This window comes from Xanthomonas sp. DAR 80977 (genome assembly GCF_041240605.1).
In the GTDB taxonomy this organism is placed as follows: Bacteria; Pseudomonadota; Gammaproteobacteria; order Xanthomonadales; family Xanthomonadaceae; genus Xanthomonas_A; species Xanthomonas_A bundabergensis.
Genome location: NZ_CP162487.1, coordinates 4,728,310 through 4,746,619, shown reverse-complemented (window position 1 = coordinate 4,746,619; position 18,310 = coordinate 4,728,310). Strand labels below are relative to the sequence as shown.

The 18,310-nt window shown below is 68.9% G+C and carries 13 protein-coding genes; 8 read left to right on the top strand and 5 right to left on the bottom strand.

From position 1 onward, the window contains the following. Nucleotides 1-4: 4 nt before the first annotated feature. Together AB3X10_RS20200 and AB3X10_RS20195 are read right to left on the bottom strand one after the other, a co-directional pair. Nucleotides 5-1,792: a glycoside hydrolase family 97 protein gene (locus tag AB3X10_RS20200; RefSeq protein ID WP_369977189.1), complete on the bottom strand. Its 1,788-nt coding sequence runs from the start codon at nt 1,790-1,792 to the stop codon at nt 5-7. A gap of 242 nt (nt 1,793-2,034) precedes the next feature. After that, nucleotides 2,035-4,515 carry a DUF1963 domain-containing protein gene (locus tag AB3X10_RS20195; protein WP_369977188.1) on the bottom strand — a complete coding sequence of 827 codons (2,481 nt, stop codon included), beginning with the start codon at nt 4,513-4,515 and terminating at the stop codon, nt 2,035-2,037. 140 nt (nt 4,516-4,655) lie between these two features. On the opposite strand from AB3X10_RS20195, the gene AB3X10_RS20190 reads away from it, so the two are divergent. Continuing rightward, complete coding sequence (locus AB3X10_RS20190; protein WP_369977187.1) at nt 4,656-5,663, top strand: hypothetical protein; 1,008 nt, start codon at nt 4,656-4,658, stop codon at nt 5,661-5,663. Between the two features lie 234 nt (nt 5,664-5,897). Continuing rightward, nucleotides 5,898-6,566 carry a DUF4142 domain-containing protein gene (locus AB3X10_RS20185; protein WP_369977186.1) on the top strand — a complete coding sequence of 223 codons (669 nt, stop codon included), beginning with the start codon at nt 5,898-5,900 and terminating at the stop codon, nt 6,564-6,566. Between the two features lie 356 nt (nt 6,567-6,922). On the opposite strand, the gene AB3X10_RS20180 is transcribed toward AB3X10_RS20185, so the two are convergent. Further along, nucleotides 6,923-7,939 (bottom strand): alpha/beta hydrolase, encoded by a 1,017-nt coding sequence (locus AB3X10_RS20180; RefSeq protein ID WP_369977185.1) that lies wholly within the window; start codon nt 7,937-7,939, stop codon nt 6,923-6,925. Between the two features lie 163 nt (nt 7,940-8,102). Here AB3X10_RS20180 and AB3X10_RS20175 point away from each other — a divergent pair, with 163 nt between their 5' ends. Both AB3X10_RS20175 and AB3X10_RS20170 read left to right on the top strand, forming a co-directional pair. Then, nucleotides 8,103-9,080 carry a polysaccharide deacetylase family protein gene (locus AB3X10_RS20175; protein WP_369977184.1) on the top strand — a complete coding sequence of 326 codons (978 nt, stop codon included), beginning with the start codon at nt 8,103-8,105 and terminating at the stop codon, nt 9,078-9,080. A 109-nt stretch (nt 9,081-9,189) separates the two neighbouring features. Further along, nucleotides 9,190-9,390 (top strand): hypothetical protein, encoded by a 201-nt coding sequence (locus AB3X10_RS20170; protein ID WP_369977183.1) that lies wholly within the window; start codon nt 9,190-9,192, stop codon nt 9,388-9,390. A 189-nt stretch (nt 9,391-9,579) separates the two neighbouring features. Here AB3X10_RS20170 and AB3X10_RS20165 read toward each other — a convergent pair whose 3' ends face one another. Next, nucleotides 9,580-10,869 (bottom strand): acetamidase/formamidase family protein, encoded by a 1,290-nt coding sequence (locus AB3X10_RS20165; protein ID WP_369977182.1) that lies wholly within the window; start codon nt 10,867-10,869, stop codon nt 9,580-9,582. 261 nt (nt 10,870-11,130) lie between these two features. On the opposite strand from AB3X10_RS20165, the gene AB3X10_RS20160 reads away from it, so the two are divergent. The 3 genes from AB3X10_RS20160 (at nt 11,131) to AB3X10_RS20150 (ending at nt 14,403) form a co-directional block, all read left to right on the top strand. After that, nucleotides 11,131-11,751, top strand: a complete 621-nt coding sequence (locus AB3X10_RS20160; RefSeq protein ID WP_369977181.1) for a DUF2076 family protein — start codon at nt 11,131-11,133, stop codon at nt 11,749-11,751. A 344-nt stretch (nt 11,752-12,095) separates the two neighbouring features. Continuing rightward, nucleotides 12,096-13,472: a type II toxin-antitoxin system HipA family toxin YjjJ gene (gene yjjJ / locus AB3X10_RS20155; protein ID WP_369977180.1), complete on the top strand. Its 1,377-nt coding sequence runs from the start codon at nt 12,096-12,098 to the stop codon at nt 13,470-13,472. A 106-nt stretch (nt 13,473-13,578) separates the two neighbouring features. Continuing rightward, a complete protein-coding gene (locus AB3X10_RS20150) occupies nt 13,579-14,403 on the top strand; it encodes an alpha/beta fold hydrolase (protein ID WP_369977179.1) in 825 nt (274 codons plus the stop codon). 63 nt (nt 14,404-14,466) lie between these two features. Here AB3X10_RS20150 and AB3X10_RS20145 read toward each other — a convergent pair whose 3' ends face one another. Further along, on the bottom strand, nt 14,467-15,684 hold the full coding sequence (locus AB3X10_RS20145; protein WP_369977178.1) for a glycoside hydrolase family 30 beta sandwich domain-containing protein: 1,218 nt from the start codon (nt 15,682-15,684) through the stop codon (nt 14,467-14,469). 458 nt (nt 15,685-16,142) lie between these two features. Here AB3X10_RS20145 and AB3X10_RS20140 point away from each other — a divergent pair, with 458 nt between their 5' ends. After that, nucleotides 16,143-18,230, top strand: a complete 2,088-nt coding sequence (locus AB3X10_RS20140) for a beta-galactosidase (protein WP_369977177.1) — start codon at nt 16,143-16,145, stop codon at nt 18,228-18,230. The last annotated feature ends 80 nt before the right edge of the window (nt 18,231-18,310 follow it).

Here is an 18,310-nt window from a genome sequence, read left to right as displayed (position 1 = left end):
GCGCCTACTCCGCTTTCAGGTAGCCGACGAAGCCGCCACGCGGCGCCAGCTCCAGCGCGATCGCTCCGTCGCGGTGCACCTGCCGTTCCGTGCGTTCCCACGCATCCGGCCGCGCAGGCGCGTCGCGCAATTCGGTGAGCTTCCACTTTCCCTTCTTCATGAAATCCAGCTTCAGTGTCATGCGGGTAGCGGTGCCACCGTTGATGACCGCGATGAACCAGTCGCGGCCATGGCGCCTGGCCATGGCCGCCACCTTGCCCGGCTCGCTGCCGGGCAGCACGAGGGTTTCGTCCCATGTGGCGGGCACCGCTTTGATCACGTCCAATGCGGGATTGGCGAGATAGGTCTGCGGATGCCCGCCCATCGCCAGGAACGGCGAGGTGAACAGGACCATCTGCGCCAGTTCGTGCGCCCAACTGTTGCCCATCAGTTCCTTCGGCTCGAACACGGTGGGCGTGTAGTCGCCAGGCCCGACGACGTAGCGGGTGAAGGGCAGGATGGTGTCGTGCTCGGCGGCCAGCACGCGCCTGTAGCGGGTGATGTGCCACTCGTGCCCGCGCACGCCCTCGCGGGTCAGCACGTTGGGCCAGGTGCGCTCGGTGCCGGTGGGTTTCATCGCGCCGTGTAAATCGACCATCAGGCGTTCGGCCGCCGCGTCGCGCGCCACGTCCACGTACCAGTTGGACCACTCGCGGCTGGCCGGCGCCGGGAAATCGACCTTGACCCCGACGATGCCGGTGGCGGCGATCTGGCGCAGCAGCGCCTTGCGTTCGGGTGCATGCTGCACGTCGCGGCTGTGCACCCATAGCCACAGGCCGACGCCTTGCGTACGCGCATGGCGCGCGGTGGCCGCCAGCGTTTCCCACGGGTGCTGCCACGCGCGCCAGCCGTCGTCCACCAGGTAGTACTCGAAGCCGAGCTGGTGGGTCCAGTCGACCCATTGCCGCTGGTCGTCCTCGCGCGGCTCGCCGACCGCCAGCCATTGCCATGCCGAACGCCCGGGCCGGATCCAGTCGGCCTTGGCCAGTGCCGGCGATGGCGGCGGGTTGAGGTCCTGCACCAGGGTCGAGTTGACCAGCTCGGTCAGCGTGCGCGCGACGATGGTCACCCGCCACGGCTGCACGACTGCCGCATCCGTGCGCCAGCCCTGCGGATCGGCATACAGCACGCCGGACAGGCTGCCGCCCGCGCCGCGTTCGATGGCCAGGTCGCCGTAGTCGACCACCGCCGCTTCGCTCAGGGTGATCCAGAATCCCCTGCTGTGCGCGGTGAGCGGCAGGCCGTAGCGTCCGGCCACCATGCCGCGCAGGGTCGTGCAGGTGTAGCTGTTCTCGTAGTCGGGCAGCAGCGCGGTGGCCCACACCGGCGGATCGGCCTCGGCCAATGTCCATGCGGAGCGGTCGGCCTCGACCGTGCTGCCCGCGTGGGCGGGCAGGCGCAGACGGACCGCCACGCCGTCGTCGGCGACATGCAGGTCCGCCTCGAAGGTGCGGCCGTGCGCGGTGAGCGCCACCGTGGCGGTGTTGGCATGGTCGGTCGCCACCGCCTTGACGCCGTTGAACCGATAGCGGGCGTCGGTCGTGCCGCGGCGCACGCTGCCGATCGCGCTTTGCATGCCGAGCTCCAGGCCGTCCACGCGGATCCCCAGCGGCGATGGGGCGAGCAGCGCCTGGCCATCGGCCTCGATCCGGTAGCGCAACCCGCCGTCGTCGTCGCTGAGCACGGCCACGATCCTGCGATCGGGGCTGGACACCGACACCGATCTGGCCTGCACGCCGCTGGACAACGCCATCCCGAAGACCAGTCCGATCCAGAGGCCCGTGTCGCGCAGCCGGTTCCGCTTGTTCGATGCCACATCGCCCCCGGTTGGATTGCGGGTGAAGCCCGCCGGCGATCTTATCGAGTTTGCTTGCAGTGCTGTTGTCGTTGCCGGCATCTCCGGGCGGATGCAGATCGGCTGCTGGGCGATCGCCGGCGGCATGGGCGGTCGGGACGGCGGCCGCGTCCCGATGACGACGCGCGGCGGGTACGCGGCTAGCTGCTCTCCAGCCCGCAGTACACGTTGGAGAAATCGCGCTTGGCGAGGTCGCTCTTGTGGATCACGAAATACAGCTCGCCCGCGTCCCAGAAGCAGAAGCCGGGTTGCGGGTCCGAGGCCACGCGCAGCAGCACCATGAAGTCCTCGGCACGTCCGCGCAGGCGGTTGGCGGCTTCGCTCAGCGGGGTGTCGTGCTGCTTGAACACATGGCTGTTCACGCCATGCACCGGCGGGACGCTGGATTGCGCCGCCAGGCGATCGCGCAGCGACGCGACGAGTTCGTCGGCATCCTCCAGGCCGTCCAGGCCCTCGGCCGCGTCTTGGTAATACGCCTCGTCCGAATAGAAGTGCGGCACGCTGATGCAGGCGGCGGCGCTTGCGCGGTAGGGCTGGGTGCTGTCTTCCATGCCGTCGATCTGGGCGGCATCGAGCGCCAGCTCCGCCGCCGTCTGCAGGGCATCGCGCGGGCCGTCGTGGTGGACGACGCGTGGCACGAGGTCTTCCTGGTCGGAGATGAAGAAATACAGCACGCCGCTGCGCGGCAGGTAGCGTTGCAAGGGAGCCAACTGCGCGCAGTCCAGTTGCGCGATGAACTGCATGGGCTGCGTGCTGCCGTCGGCGGCGGCATGAAGTGGGTAGGGCATGTCCGGCGGCAGGTCTGGCAGTCCGCCGAAGCGGGTGTTGCCGCGCTCCCGGTAGTCGTCCGGCGCGTCCGTGGCCAGTGCCACCGCGTGCCAGGCCAGCGCCTGCATCCCGGAGCGGTACGGCGCCCACTGTGTGTCGCTGGCCAGCGCTTCCTGCAACCGGTTCGCCAGGATCGAATCGTTGCGTGCGAAGAACGCATCGTCGTCGAAGGCGATGCTGCCCCGTCCATCGGCGCCCTTGTAGCGGTAGTCCAGCAGCGCGTGCTTCTTCGCTAGCTCCAGTTCCAATCGCTCGATGCGTTCCAGGCCGGCCGGTAGCGCGGTCAAGGGGTTGTGGGTGAGATCCAGCCGCTGCAGCGCCGGCAACGCCGCCACGCTGGCGGGCACGGTCTGCAATTGGTTGCGCGCGAGCGAGAGGGTCTTGAGCGTGGCCGGGAACGGCGCTTCGGGTAGTTGCGCGAGCGCGTTGTTGTCCAGCACGCAATACTCCAGCGGCAGCGACAGCAACTGCGGCGGCAGCGCGCGGATGCCGGTGCCGGTGACGTGCAGGCGCCGCAATCCGCGCAGCGCCCCGAGTGCGGCGGGCAGCTGCGCGAGCGCGCTGGCGCGCACGATGGTCAGTTCCTCCAGATTGGCCAGGCCGGCCACCGCGTCCGATAGTTCCCGCAAGCCGTTGGCGGCGGCCGCTTCGTCGTCGTAGTAGAGGCTGAGCGAACGCAGCGCTCGATAGGCGAACAGCGCGTCCGGCAGCGTGGGTCCGGCCAGGTTGGACAGGTGCAGGTGGCGCGGCACGCCGGTAGGTGCGCTCGATACTTCGTCCATCGAGGTGAAGCGATAATTGGACCAGTCCAGGGACTGCGTCGCCAGCTTGCATGCGATGCGCACGGGATAGCGATGGCCCGCACCATCGGCCTGCAGGTAGCCGCTGAAGCCGACCCAGCCCTGTTCCAGGACCAGCTCGCCCCAGAGCTTGAGGCCGTAGCGCAGCCCGCCGGACCAGAGATAGGCATTGTGGGAGGGTTCGCGATCGTCCTCGAAACGGATCCGGCCGGTCGGAATCCCGGCGCGGTGGACGCCCTTCACCGAGAAGCGGAAATAGACCTTGGCGTCGTCCACCAGGTGCGGCCGCACGGCGGCATCCGCCTTGCGCGCGCGGGCCTGCAGGTCGATGGTCAGCTCGCCGCCGGTGCTGCTCGCCGTGTCGATGCCCGCCTTGGTCTGGCGCGGGACGTCGAAGGCCAGGTCGTCGATCCGGAACACCTCCACGCCGTCCTCGGGAATGCGGAACGGTTCCGCCGCTGCGGTCGCCGGCGCGGGATGCGCATCGGCGTCCTCGTCCTCGTCCTCATCGCCGCCGAACATGTCCTGCATCCAGGCCTCGTGTGCGGCCAGCGCGGCGGCGGGATTGCCGGTCACGCGCAGGCTGCGCAGCGCGGCCTCCAGCACCGGAACGTGCTCGGCCTCGGTCCCGGCCGGGCAGTCGCCGGCGATGTCCAGAGACAACGCGTCGCCCAGTTGCACCATGGCGAACAGGTAGGTGTAGCCATTGCCCTGCACGGTCATCTGCAAGCCGGCGCGGCCGTCGATCTCCAGCGCCTGTTCCGCCAGCACCGTCACCTCGCCGCGCCGTGTCCGGCATTCGCCACGGAACTCCCCCCACGGATCGGCGGCGGCCGCGTCGTGCGGGGTCTTGCGCCGCGCGATCACGATGCCGAGCGCGACCTCGTCGTCGGCGATGGGATACGCCGCCTTGATGAACTGGCCCACCTGCCGCACGACGGTGAAGCGATCGGGCAGCTCGATGGAGAGGGCATCGGTCTGGACGCGGCGCATGGACCTGCCATGGGGAGTGGCTGATTGGCCGCAGCTTACCTTGCCTTTTTTGCACTTGTCATGCGCGTGCAGACGCTTGCGATCCCGAAACAGAGCCTGCTGTTGGACGATCTGCTTGTTGCCTGCACATGCAGCTACGATTGGTCGATGCGCAGAACCGAACGTCGCTCCTGGGCTGGACGTACGCAGCGGGTTCGGGCAGCCTGCGGTGTCATGGAGGCGATCGCGTGGAAGTGACTCGGCACAACGATGGGCAGCGTTCCCCCGCCACCCGGCTCTACGCGCTGCTGGCACGCGAAGGCCGCAACGGCGTGATCTTCCGTCGCGGGCCCAGCAAGCAGGTGCAGCTCATTCGCTGGGACCTGCGCGACGACACATTCGAACACGGGCAATGGTTCAAGGGCCGCATCTACGAACGGCGTTGCGATCTGTCGCCGTCGGGCCGGCTGCTGGTCTATTTCGCTTCGAAACAGCACGGGGATTTCGGTACGTGGACGGCCATCTCGCGCCCGCCGTTCTTGACCGCGCTGGCGTTGTGGCCGAAAGGCGATACCTGGGGCGGTGGCGGCATGTTCGAGGACGAGCGGACGCTGCTGTTGAACCATCGCCCGCAGGAAGGCCGCGATCCGTTTCCGTTGCCGACCGGCTTCCAGGTGCCGCATGACGTGCAGCTGCGGCCGTTCGGCCGCCATTCGGGCGGCGGCGAGGACGAGCCGATCGACAGCGTGCTGCGGCAGCGCGACGGCTGGCAGGTGATCGATGCGGGCGCGGGCGAAACCGGCGGCCTGAGCTCCACCACGCTCTATCGTTTCACCCGGCCGCGCGTATGGGAGAAGGCGGGCGCCAGCGGACGCCGGCTGCAGTCGCTGTTGCATGCCGTCGGCCGCGAGAACGCAGCGTGGTACGGCCTGGACCATCGTGTCCTGGACCGCGAAGGCGCCGTGGTGCTGGACCTGCCCGGCACCGACTGGGCCGACTGGGACGGCGGCGACCTGGTGTTCGCCCGCGATGGCGGTCTGTACCGCCTCGCCAAGAGCGACATCCGGCGTTACGCGCAGGAAGGCGAGCAGGTCGTGCGCCTGCTGCACGATTTCAGCACTGCCCGCTTCGCCGCGCTCGCCCCTGCCGCGCATGCGCTCAAGTATTGAGTGAAAGCCGCCGGCAAATGCGGTGCCGATTCCGCAAGCCGGGCGCTGTGCGATTCCCATCGGAACGCTTGCAATGGCGCGCACCTTAGTGGGACAGGACTCGATTCCATTCTCGAACGAACAGCCAAGGCGCTTGCCTCACGGCATGTGCACAATGCGCCGGTCGTCTCGCGAATGCACGATGGCTGAAGAATTCATGCGCACTGCATGGGCCGTCTTCACCCGCGCAGGCGGATGCTGATCCCCACATTCGAGAGGGAATCGCACATGAGACATTCACTGTTGGTCCTGTCCATCGCCGCTGCGCTGGCCGTCGCGGGCTGCAAGCCGAACAAGGACACCGACGTACCGGCGCCATCGGCAGAAACGCCCGCCGCAAGCGCCGAGCCGACGCCGGTCGGCGGTACCGCGACCCCTACCACGCTGCCGGTCGGCGAGGCCAGCCCGGCCCCGGAGGGCGCGGCGCGCGCGAGTTCGGGCGACGACATCGCCCTGGGCTTGCTGGGAGCGGTCGACAAGAACGAAATCGCCGCGGCGAAGCAGGCGCAGGAGAAGCAGGTGACGGGCGCGGTGCTGGAATACGCGAAGATGATGGAGAAGGAGCACGCCGAGAACCTGGAAAAGACCAAGGCGCTGGGCACGCTGGCCGAAACGCCGGACGTCAAGCAACTGCAGGGCAAGGGCGAACAGGAACTGGCCACGCTCGGGCAGAAATCCGGCAAGGACTACGCCGCGGCCTACATCGACGCGATGATCGCCGGGCACAAGGACGCGCTGTCGCTGATCGACACGCAGATGATGGCGGCGGCATCGACCGAGCCGGTCAAGCAGCATCTTGCCGAGACCAAGACCCACGTCGAGCAGCATCTGGCGAAAGCGGAAGAGATCAAGAAGGCGATGTGAGCGCAGGGCGTGGCGGGTCGTCGACCTGCCACGCCCTGTTCGTCCGAGCGGCGCAGGAAGCGTCGCCGAACGCGGCATCGTGGAAGACACGCGATGGCGCGCGAGGTCGTCGATCACTCCGTGGACGCGGATCGGCCATGCTGTCGTGTATGGCCGTTTGTGCAACGACGGCGCAAGCGGATCCCGCTGCCGTGGCGAACAAGCGCTTGGCGCTACTCTCCGGCGATGAATTCAGCTGTGCGGTCGTGCCTTGCTCTGGAGTTGCCGATCGGCATGGCGTGCCTGCTGCAGGCGCCGTGCATGCGACGGCGTACGGCACGTTCGCGGTGGCATCCGCCGCCGCGTGAAACCTCGGGTCACAGGCGCGCCTGCCGATGCGCCTCGGTCTCCAGCAGATATTTCAGCCCATGCGTGAATCCGCGCGGCGCCACGCTCAGGTGGTCCTCGTCGGCGAGCACGTCCAGCTGCAGCTGCAGTGACGGATAGCGCCTCCCTCGCAGCGTCTGCGTCATCGCTTGCGCATCCGACACCATGTCGTAGTTCTGTCCATAGCGCCGCTGCTCGTATTCGCCGACGTACATGTAGACCTGCGCCGGCAAGTCCTTGTGGGTGGCGGCGAAGGCCTTTTCCTGCCCCTGCATGACGTGCTCGCCATACCAGTAGGACGGGCTGCCGAGGATGTAGCCGGAGAACGTCTCCGGCGCGCTCAGCAGGATCTGGGTGCCGAGCAGGCCACCGTAGGAGTGGCCCAGGAACAGGCGCCTGCGTTCGTCGGTGCGGTAGCGCTGCGCCACGAACGGCAGCACCTGGCTGCGCAGGTAGGCCAGGTAGTCGCCCGCCTTGCCATGCGTCGCGTCCGGTGGCGCGTCCGCTCCGCCTTCCGGCGTCGGGGTGTAGTCGCGTCGCCGGCTGGGCATGGGTTCGTCGCCGATCGCATAGGACAGGCCGACCAGGACGAAATCGTCGATGGCCGGCCCTTCGCCGTTCAAGCGGCGCGCGATCTGCCGGACCAACGGAAAGGAGTAGTCGGCGTCGGTGACGTAGAGCACGGGATAGCGGCGGCCGGGATCGTCGGCATAGGAACGCGGCAGCGCGACGAACACCTGGTAGTCGCGCCCGGAGACCGGGTCGGGCACGTTCCAGACCTGGCTGTCGGCGATTTCATAGGGCTTGCCTTCGCCGCGTTGTCCGCCCGCGACGGAGGCTATCGCCGGCGCCGCCGGCGCCTGTTTCGACGCATGTGGCGCCGACGTCGGCGCGGGTTCCTGCGACGTAACGGTACAAGCGACAAGGAGCACTGCAACCAATCCCACCGACAACGACTTGCTCAATCTCGATCTCCTGGCCTCATTGGCGTTGCCGTTCCGGCGCATGGACGGCGCTGGATCATGCCATGCCGCGATCCGGCCTGCCGGCGCGATCCGGACGATGCATCGCCGACGCTGCGCCAGCGCTGCGGTGCCGGCCGTATCGCGGCGCGAAGCCGCAAGCGTCGGCAGCCGCTAGACTTGGCCGCTCCGTGATCTGGTGCGACCGATGAACCGCTACCGCCGCTTCGTGTTGCTGGCCCTGCTGGCCGTGTTCGCCGTCGCGCAGGCGCAGGCGCAGGACGCCGATCGCCGCATCGCCGTGACCATCGACGACCTGCCATGGCAGCGCATGGGCAAGACGCCGGCCGCGCAGTTGCCGGCGTTCCATGCGCAGCTGATGGCGTCGTTGCAGCAGGCGGGCGTGCCCATCGTCGGCTTCGTCAACGAGGACAAGCTCGAACAGGATGGCCAGTTGCAGCCGCAGCGCGTGGCGATGCTGCGCGATTGGCTGGACGCGGGCTACGAACTGGGCAACCACACCTACGGCCATGTGAACCTGCACGAGGTGGGATTGCCGGCCTACGAGGACGCCATCGTGCGCGGCGAACGCCGCTTGCGGCCGCTGCTGGCCGAGTACGGGCAACCATTGCGCTGGTTCCGCCACCCGTACCTGGCCACCGGCCGCAACGACGCCGATCGCGACGCGGTGGTCGCCTTCGTCGCCGCGCGCGGCTACCGCATCGCGCCGGTCACCGTGGACAACGGCGAATGGGTGTGGGCCTTCGCCTATGCGAAGGTGCTGGAGACCGAGCCTGCAGGCGCGGCGCGCGACGCTACGCTGCTGCGGCTGCGCAAGGGCTACGTGCCGTACATGCTCAACAAGCTGGACTATTTCGAGGCGCAGTCGCAGCGGCTGTTTGGCCACCGCATCGCCCAGGTGTGGCTGATGCATGCCAACGAATTGAACGCCGTCGCGTTCCCGGAGCTGATCGCGGCCACCCGCCGCCGCGGCTATGCGTTCATCACCTTGGACGAGGCGCTGCGCGATCCGGCCTACCGGCATGCCGAGGGCTACACCGGCCGCGGCGGCATCAGCTGGCTGCACCGCTGGGCCATGGCCGAGCACAAGCCCAAGGACTTCTATGCCGGCGAGCCGGCGGTGCCGGGGTGGGTGTTCGCGCTGGCGGGGATCGAGTCGGAATAGGGTCTCGCAGGTCGGGGCAGCCGGGGCGCATCGGTGCGCTGGCGTCCTTCACTTTTTCGCGCACCGCATCGCGTCACCCTGTGCGCCTCCCTTGCCTGCGGCCATGCCCATGCGCGCCTCCAAGACCCCGCCCTGGAAGAAACCCAAGCCGCGCGGCCAGCGCGGGCAACCGTTGTCGCCGTCGCAGAAGGCCGCGGCGCAGCAGCGTGCGGAGGAAAACGGCCGACCGTATCCGAATCTGATCGACAACATGTGGGCGGTGCGGCAGCCGCGCGGCGATGATGCGGCGGACGCTGCCGAGCAGGAGTAGGTGCCTAGGTGCGCAGGCGGTTGCAGGGGATGGATGAGGTCCGATGCGGGAGGTGCAGGTGCCGCTGTTTGGTCTTGGGTCATCGGTTGCGATAGGTCTTGCCGGTGATGCCCGGTCGCGACTGAAGTCGCTCCTACAGGGACTGCGGCGGCTGCCGGCGCCTGGCGCGGATGCGTTGGCTCCGTCGCATCAGGGCGGCGATGCAGTCAGCGTGCGCAGCACCGACTTGTCGATGCTGGCGGCCACACCGATGCTGCGCCCGGCGAGGTTGGCCACCCGGTAGCGCACCGCCACGCCCAGCACCTGCGTGGCCTGCGCCAGCGAAAGCCCGTAGTCCTGCTGCAGCCAGTGCAGCATGCCCGAGGTGGCCACGCGCAGCGCTTCGTCGCTGGAGCCGGCCTGGCCCAGCGTGATGATCTGCTCAGGCGATTCCACCCGCGGCATCGCGATCGACCGGCGCTTGAGCAGTTCGACCCGGAACTCCACGTCCAGCGAGGTCTCCAGCGCCCATTGCGTGGTTTCGCCGTCGCCCTGCACGGCATGCCCGTCGCCGAGATAGAGCAGGGCGCCGGGCTGCTGCACCGGCAGGTACACCGTATTGCCCGCGACCACGGCGTTGAAATCCATGTTGCCGCCGCTGGCGCCGGTATCGCCGGTGGACAGGGCGGCGCTGCCGAAGCCCGGCGCCAGCGCCAGGCCGCCGAGCATCGGCCGCAGCGGGATCGCGAAATGCTGCATCGGCCTTTCGGCGTCGAGCGGATGCGCGAGCATGGCGTCGCGGTCCAGGCGCCAGCGCACGTGCTTGCCGAGCGCGGCGGCTTGCGCGGCCACGCGCGGGGTCTGCAGGCGCCCGACCAGGCCGTCGAGGCTGTCGGCGGAGTCGCGGTTGAGCCGCAGCGCGATCAGATGGATCGCAAGCGTATCGCCCGGCTCGGCGCCGGCGACGAAGAACGGCCCGACCTGCGGATTGCCGAACAAGGCGCGGGTGACGCCGCCCGCGTCCACGCCGCCGGAATCCAGCGTCTGCGTGCGCACCGTGTCGCCCGGCCGGATCACCAGCACCGGCGCGCGATCGGCGCTGAAGGTATTGGCGTAGTCGCTGGGCGCGAAGGTGTGCGTGTGCGGCGCGGCGGTGGCGCGGGCCGGCACGCGCCAGGCGTCGAACGCGTGGCTGGCGCGCACGTCGGCGGCATTGGGATCGGGCTGGTCGCTGTGCCCGCGCATGCGGTCGCCATCGACGCGGCCGTCGAAGCGGTAGACGCGGCCATCGGCGGAGGTGGCCACGAAGGCGACCGTATCGCCATGGCGCGTGCCGCGAACCGGGTCGGCGTCGAGTCGCCCCTGCAATTGCGTGCCGGTCGCGTCCAGCTCGAGCGTCTGATAGCTGCGGTTGCCCCACAGGTCCGTGGCCACGATCCATTGCTCGCCGCCCCAAGCCGGTGCGGATGCCGCCCATGCCAGCGCCAGGATCCAGCGCATGCCTTGCCCATCCATCGTCGTTCCCCCGGCGAGCCAATGCTTGACTACAAATGTAGTCACGAATCGCCGGTGCGGAAAATGCCGGAAGTCATGCCGGGATGGAGGTGGATCGCGCCTGTCGCGGCGTCGCACCGGTGTCCGATCCTGCGGCTTTGATGAATGTCGTCGCACCAGGGCGCGGCGCCGCCCTTGGCGCCGGCGTGTCCGTGCCCATGCTGTGCCTGCCGGCATCGAGCCGGTCACCTTTTCCAGGTACTCGGTATGACCCCGCAAGAACAACAACTCCTCGAAGACTTCCTGGCCCGCGTGCGCAGTGCCGGCGGCGCGGCGAAGGACCCGCAGGCGGACGCGCTGATCCGCGAGCGCCTGGCTGGCCAGCCCGATGCGGCCTATCTGCTGGTGCAGCGCGCATTGCTGCTCGAGCATGCGCTGGAGAGTGCCAAGGCGCAGATCGCGCAGCTGCAGCAGGCCGCGCCGCCTCCGTCGCCGGCCGCCAGCTTTCTGGGCCAGGGTTTCAACGCGGGACCGCCGCCGTTGCCGCCGGCGCCCGCGCCGCAGGCCGCGCCGGGCTGGCGCGAGCGCTTGTTCGGCGGCGGCGCCAGCGAGCCAGCGCCGGCACCGGTCGCGGCGCCGGCCGCACGCGGTCCGAGCTTTCTCGGCACCGCGGCCACGACGGCCGCGGGCGTGGCCGGCGGCATGTTCCTGTTCGAAGGCGTGGAGAGCCTGCTTGGCGGCCACCACGGCGGACTCTTCGGCGGCGGCTCGCCGCAGCCCACCGTGGTCGAGAACGTCACCAACAACTACTACGACGACGCGCCGTTGCAGGATGCCGATCAGGACTTCGCGGACGACAGCGGCGTGGACAACGACAACTGGGCCTAAGGGACTTGGCGTTCCCGCTCGGCGGTGAACCCGCCGAGCGGGCGTTGCACGGCTATTGCACCTAAGCGTTCCGCCCGGTGGCATTCCCGCTCCTCCCTTGGGAGGCGGCTGCCGCCTATCCGCACTGCCGTGTCTGCCGGTGGACTGCTTGTTAGCTGGTGCCAGGGTGGGGTCCGCTGCGGCGGACCCCGCCCTGGCACCAGCGACCAGCCATGGATCCCAGTCTTTATTTATTCAAATTTTTCCCATTTGCGTTTGGGGGGCGAAGATAAGTAACTGATACACAAGTGAATCGATAGTGGACGTGGCTTGACTATCTATTCACAATTCTATTCAATCACTCCATGAGTGACTCCCGCCTCCGCGAGTTGACCGCGCTGCTGCTCAGCCAGGGGGCACGCACCGCCGCCCAGATCGGCGCGGCGCTCGGGATCAGCCAGCCGACGGTGTCGCGCCTGTTGCTGTCCGCGGGCGACAGCGTGGTGCGTCTCGGCAAGGCCCGCGCCACCCGCTACGCGCTCAGCCGCCAGGTCGGGCGCTCCGGAAATCGCTGGCCGCTGTTCCGTATCACCGCGCAAGGCCAGGCCGAGTTGCTCGGCCAGTTGCATGCCTTGCACGGCGACGGCTACCTGTTCGCGCCTCGTGCCGCGTGTCCTGCCTTACTGCACGGCGAATTCGCCAGTGGCGTCTTCCCGGGTTTGCCCTGGTTTCTCGACGACCAGCGGCCGCAAGGGTTCCTAGGGCGTGCCTTTGCGCGCCGTGTGGCCGAGGACATCGGCGCCTCGCCCGACCTGCTGCGCTGGCAGCCCGACGACATCGTGCTGGGCTTGCTGCGCCACGGAGACGACCAGCCCGGCGACCTGGTCCTGGGCGAACTGGCGCTGCAACGCGCGCTGCAGGGGATGCTGCAACCCGCCGACACCATCGCGCCGGCGCGGCGCCTGCAGGCGTATCCGCAACGTGCCGAAGCCGCCTTGCGCGGCGAAGACGTCGGTTCCTCGGCGGGCGGCGAGCAGCCCAAGTTCGTCGCGACGTTGCAGCACGACGGCCGCTTCCAGTCGGTCATCGTCAAGTTCAGCGACCGCGCCGGCGCGCCTGCCGCACAGCGGTGGGCGGACCTGCTGCGCTGCGAACAGCTTGCCGGGCAGGTGCTGCGCGCGCACGGCATGGCTGCTGCCGACAGCGAGATCGTCGAGGCCGGCGAGCGCGTGTTCCTGCAATCCACCCGCTTCGATCGCACGCCGGAGCTCGGCCGGCGCGGTTTCGTTTCGCTGGCCGCATTGGATGCGGCCTATTACGGGCACGGCCGCATCGACTGGTGGTCGTTCTCCAGGCAATTGCAGCGCGACGGCTGGCTCGACCGCGACGATGCGCGACGGCTCGCCGTGTATGGCTGGTTCGGCGCGCTGATCGGCAACAACGACATGCACCTGGGCAATGCGGGCGCGATGCTCGCCGATACGCGTCCGCTGGCGCTGGCTCCGGCCTACGACATGCTGCCGATGGCGTTTCGTCCTATGGCGAGCGGCGAGGTGGTCGAGCGCGACTACACGCTGGCCTTGCCCACACCGGACTACCGCGAAGACTGGCGCGCGGCGGCGGTGATGGCGCTGGAGTTCTGGGAGCGCGTCGCGCAGGCCGCTGCAATCTCTTCAGGTTTCCGCGGCCTGGCGACGAGCGCATGCCAGCAACTCGGCCGGGCGATGCAGCGCATCGGCTGACATCGCGGCGGCGTGGCGCAATTGACGCCTTGGCAACGTCGCGCTCACGTGTACCGGACATGCGGGCAGGGAAGCTTGCGACTCCTTCCCCGCATGAGCCAATGCCATGACTGCAGCACAATCGCGTGTCCGCCTGCACGTTGAAGACACCGGCGGTAGCGGCCGGCCGGTGGTCCTGATCCACGGTTGGCCGTTGTCGGCCGAGGCGTGGCAGGCACAGGTCGGGCCGCTGCAGGATGCCGGCTACCGCGTGGTGGCCTACGACCGCCGCGGCTTCGGCCGTTCGGACAAGCCGTCCGACGGCTACGACTACGACACACTGGCCGCCGACCTGGCGGGCGTGCTCGAGGACAAGGACCTGCAGGACGCGGTGCTGGTGGGCTTCTCGATGGGCGGTGGCGAGGTGGCGCGCTATGTGGCCAGGCACGGTAGCGCCCGCCTGGGCGGGGTGGTGTTCGCCGCCGCGGTGCCGCCGTACATGCTCAAGACCGACGACAACCCGGAGGGTCCGCTGAGCAAGGACAAGGCGCAGGAGATGGAGCAGGGACTGACCGCGTCGCGCGAGGCGTTCTTCGACCAGTTCACCCGCCAGTTCTTCAGCGCGAATGGCGAGCTGAAGGTCAGCGAGGCGCAGCGGCAGGACGCGATCGCGCTGTGCCGGCAGAGCGACCAGACCGCCGCACTCGGTTGCATGAAGGCGTTCGGCACCACCGACTTCCGCCAGGACCTGGCAGCGGTCGATGTGCCGACGCTGGTGCTGCATGGCGACGCCGATGCGACGGTGCCGTTCGAAGGCTCCGGGCAGCGCACCCATCGCGCCATCGCCGGCAGCACGCTGGTGGTGTTGCCGGATGCGCCGCATGGCTGCAACGTCAGCCATGCCGACGCGTTCAACGCCGCGCTGCTGGCGTTCCTGGCCACGCTGGACTGAGCGCCCGCAGTGGGGACGCATCGCCGCTGGCGATGCGTCCCGCTCGTCGCGTTGCGGCTGCGGCTAGTTGCTGACGAACGTCGCCACGCTCTGCGGATCCACATAGAACGCGGTCTGGCCGTTGCTGACCTGGTACGCGCCGCCGTAGCCGACATTGACGCTGGCCGAGGTGCTGTACTTGGTGAAGCTGGCGGCGCTGCCGCTGGGCAGGCTGACCTTCAGTTCGCGGTACTGGGTGCCGGTGTTGACCGCGACCAGCACGATCTTGTTGTCGGCGCGCTTGTAGGCGGTGACGGCGACATCGCTGTACGGCGCGGCAGTCGCGCCGATCCGCTTGGCGCCGGGGCGCACGAAGCGCGCGTACTGCGCCATCGCGTAGCCGCGCTTGCTGACCGCGCCGCCTTCGGTGATCAGGCCGTAGCTGCGGCGGATGTACCACCAGATGTAGGCGCTGTAGTTGGCGGCCATGCTCTTGTGCAGCTCGCTGGCCACGCCCAGCGCGGACGGCCAGGCGTTGCCGTCGGTGTTATCGGTGTAGTGCTCGGTCATCCACAGCGGCTTGCCCTTGCTGCGCGCCAGCGGATAGTCCTTCGGCTGCACCCCGTACAGGTGCCCGCCGATGATGTCCACGTGCTGGCTGGCGCTGCTGTTGAGCAAGGCGTCGGTCAGGTTGGGATTGAAGTTCAACGATTCGGCAGCGAGCACCTTCAGGCTGCCGAAGCCGGCGCCCTGGGCGCTGAGGAAATTGGTGAAGTCGCTGGCGTTCCATTCCGCCGACTCGTAATCCGGGTGCCAGTCCGGTTCGTTCTGCACGGACAGCGCATACAGCGGCGCGCCCTGGCCGGACATGTAGTTGGAGAAGTCCAGCAGGTGCTTGGCGTAGGCGCCGTAATACTGCGACAGCAGCTTGCCGCCGTTGTTGAGGTTATTGTTCGATTTCATGTACGCCGGCGGCGACCACGGTGTGGCCAGCAACACCGCACCATGCGAGCGCGCACGCACCGCGGCCGGGACCTGTACGCTCCAATCGGCGCTGGAGGGGGCGATGCGCATGCGCATGATCGACAGGCCGATCTGGCCGTCGCCGCTGCCGAAGGCCAGATCGACCTGGGCCGGGGTGAGGTCGGCGATCCAGCCGGCGCCGCTCATGCCGCCGAATCCCTGGATGGTCTGGTAGGTCTCGTTCGGATTGACGGTGACGTTCTGCGCCGAGGCGGGCGCGGTGGACAGGACGGCCGTGGCCATCGCCAGCAGCGTCGCCAGGATCCTTGGTGTTCTCATGGTTGTCTCCGGGGGAATGCAACAGGGGTTTGTGGCAGGGCGCGACGCTACGCCGTCGCCATGACATAGACAATCGGTGCATGCGCCAACTGCGGCAACTGAGATGCACCGCGCAGGGAGGCAGGGATTGCATTCGCGAAGGGGCAGGACAGTCGCCGACTTGTCCCAGGACACGTGCATGCCGATCGAAGATGCCGCCGCCGTTGCGCAGGTCGAGCGCCGCGCGTGCCGATCGATGGGGCATCGCATGCGAGCATGCGTGTGCCAGCGCTTTGCACGGCGGCTGGCGCTGCGCTGCGCAATCCTGTGCGCGTCACCGTGGCATCGCCCGTTTTGTGCGCAGTTGCGCATCCAGGTTCGGCAAGTTGCGCAAGTGCGCGCACGGCGCATGCGTGCACAATGGCCGCTGGCGGCGACGGGGGTCACCGGCCGCCGCTCCTTCCATCGAGAGTCCGCCTATGCCATCGCCTTCCTGGTTCCCGCAGCGCGCGATCGCGCTGTTGTTCGGTACGCTGTTCGCAATGGCGACGGCATTGCCCGATGCCCGCGCGCAGGCCACGCGCTATGCCGATGCCGCGCCGTTGCTGCTGGGCGTGGCCTGGTATCCGGAGCAATGGCCGGAGGCGCAGTGGGAACACGACCTTGCGCTGATGGAGGCGGCGCACGTGCGGGTGGTGCGGATCGGCGAGTTCGCCTGGAGCCGCATGGAGCCGCGCGAGGGCCAGTACGACTTCGCGTGGATGGACCGCGCCATCGCCGCGGCGGCACGGCACCGCATGGTGGTGGTGCTGGGCACGCCGACCGCGGCGCCGCCGGCGTGGTTGACCCAGGCGTATCCGGACACGCTGCGCGTCGGCGAGGACGGCGTGCGCGACGAGCACGGCAACCGCCAGCAGTTCTCCTTCGCCAGCGCGCGCTACCGCCGTTTCGCCCATGCCATCGCCGAGCAGATGGCGCAGCGCTACGGCCGCAATCCGCACGTGGTCGGCTGGCAGCTGGACAACGAATATGCGCAGGCCTCGTTCGATCCGGAGGCCAAGGCGCAGTTCCACGCCTGGCTGCAGCGCAAGTACGGCAGCATCGAGGAACTGAACCGGCGCTGGGCGACCGCGTACTGGAGCCAGACCTACAACGACTTCGCGCAGATCCCGGTGCACGAGGACGGGCAGAACCCGGCCCTGCTGCTGGAGTGGAAGCGCTTCGTCAGCGACACCTGGACGGACTATTCGCGCAACCAGATCGAGGCGATCCGCCCGCACGCCGACCCGCGCCAGTTCATCACCACCAACACCATGGGCTGGTTTGCCGGCTTCGATGCATACAAGGTGCATTCCGTTCTCGACATCGCCGCCTGGGACGACTATGTCGCCGGCGAGCGCTACGACTGGGTGGACAATGCGGCGCGCCACGACCTTACCCGTGGCTACAAGCAGCGCAACTACTGGGTGATGGAGACCCAGCCGGGCTTCGTCAACTGGCGCGCGACCAACGTGGCGCTGCGCAAGGGCCAGGTGCGGGCGATGGCGTGGCAGGCGGTCGCGCACGGTGCCGATGCGGTCGCGTACTGGCAATGGCGCGCGGCGCCTAACGGGCAGGAGGAGTACCACGGCACCCTGGTCGGTGCCGATGGCGAGCCGGTGCCGGTGTATGCGGAGATCCAGCAGGTCGGCGCGGAATTCGCCAGGGCCGGCGCGGCGCTGGCCGGCACCACGCCGCACGCGGAGGTGGCGCTGATCAACGACTTCGACAGCCGCTGGGCGCTGGGTTTCCAGAAGCATTCGGCCGATTTCGATCCGGTCGCGCAGATGAAGTCGTTCTACCGGCCGCTGCGGCAGCAGGCGCAGGTGGTCGACCTGGTCTCGGCGCTGGCGCCGCTGGACGGCTACAGGCTGGTGGTGGCGCCGTCGCTCAACGTGCTCAGCGACGCGCAGGCGCAGCGGCTGCAGGCCTATGTCGAACACGGCGGGCACCTGGTCCTGGGCCCACGCAGCGCGATGAAGAACGCCGACAACGGCCTGCAGCCGCAGCGCCAGCCCGGTCCGCTGGGCGAGCTGCTGGGCGGCCGCGTGCAGCAGTTCTATGCGCTGGACAAGCCGATCCCGGTCGCCGGCGCCGGCGGCGACGGAACCGCGAAGATCTGGGCCGAGCAACTGCAGGCGCGCACGGCGCAGACCGAGGTGCCGCTGCGCTACGGCCAGGCCAATGGCTGGCTGGATGGCGAGCCGGCGGTGCTGACCCGGCGTGTAGGCAAGGGCCGCATCAGCTATGTCGGCGCCTGGCTCGACGACGCCACGCTCGATCGCCTCACCAGCGATTGGTTGAGCGCCGCGCAGGTGCGCGCGCCACTGGCGGACGTGCCGCAGGACGTGGAGGTCGGTGTGCGCAGCGACGGCCGCCGCCGCGTGCTGGTGCTGATCAACCACGGCACCGATCCGCAGCAGGTGCGCCTGCCTGCGCCGATGCGTTCGCTGCTGGCGGCGGGTGCCGCCAGCGACGTGGTGCAGCTGGCGCCGGAGGACGTGGCGGTGCTGGACGATCGTCGCTGAGCGCGGTTACGGTGCGCGGCTGATGCGGTGCGGCCCGAACGCCCGGTTCGGCGCGGTCGCGGGCCGGAGTCGCAGCTGAG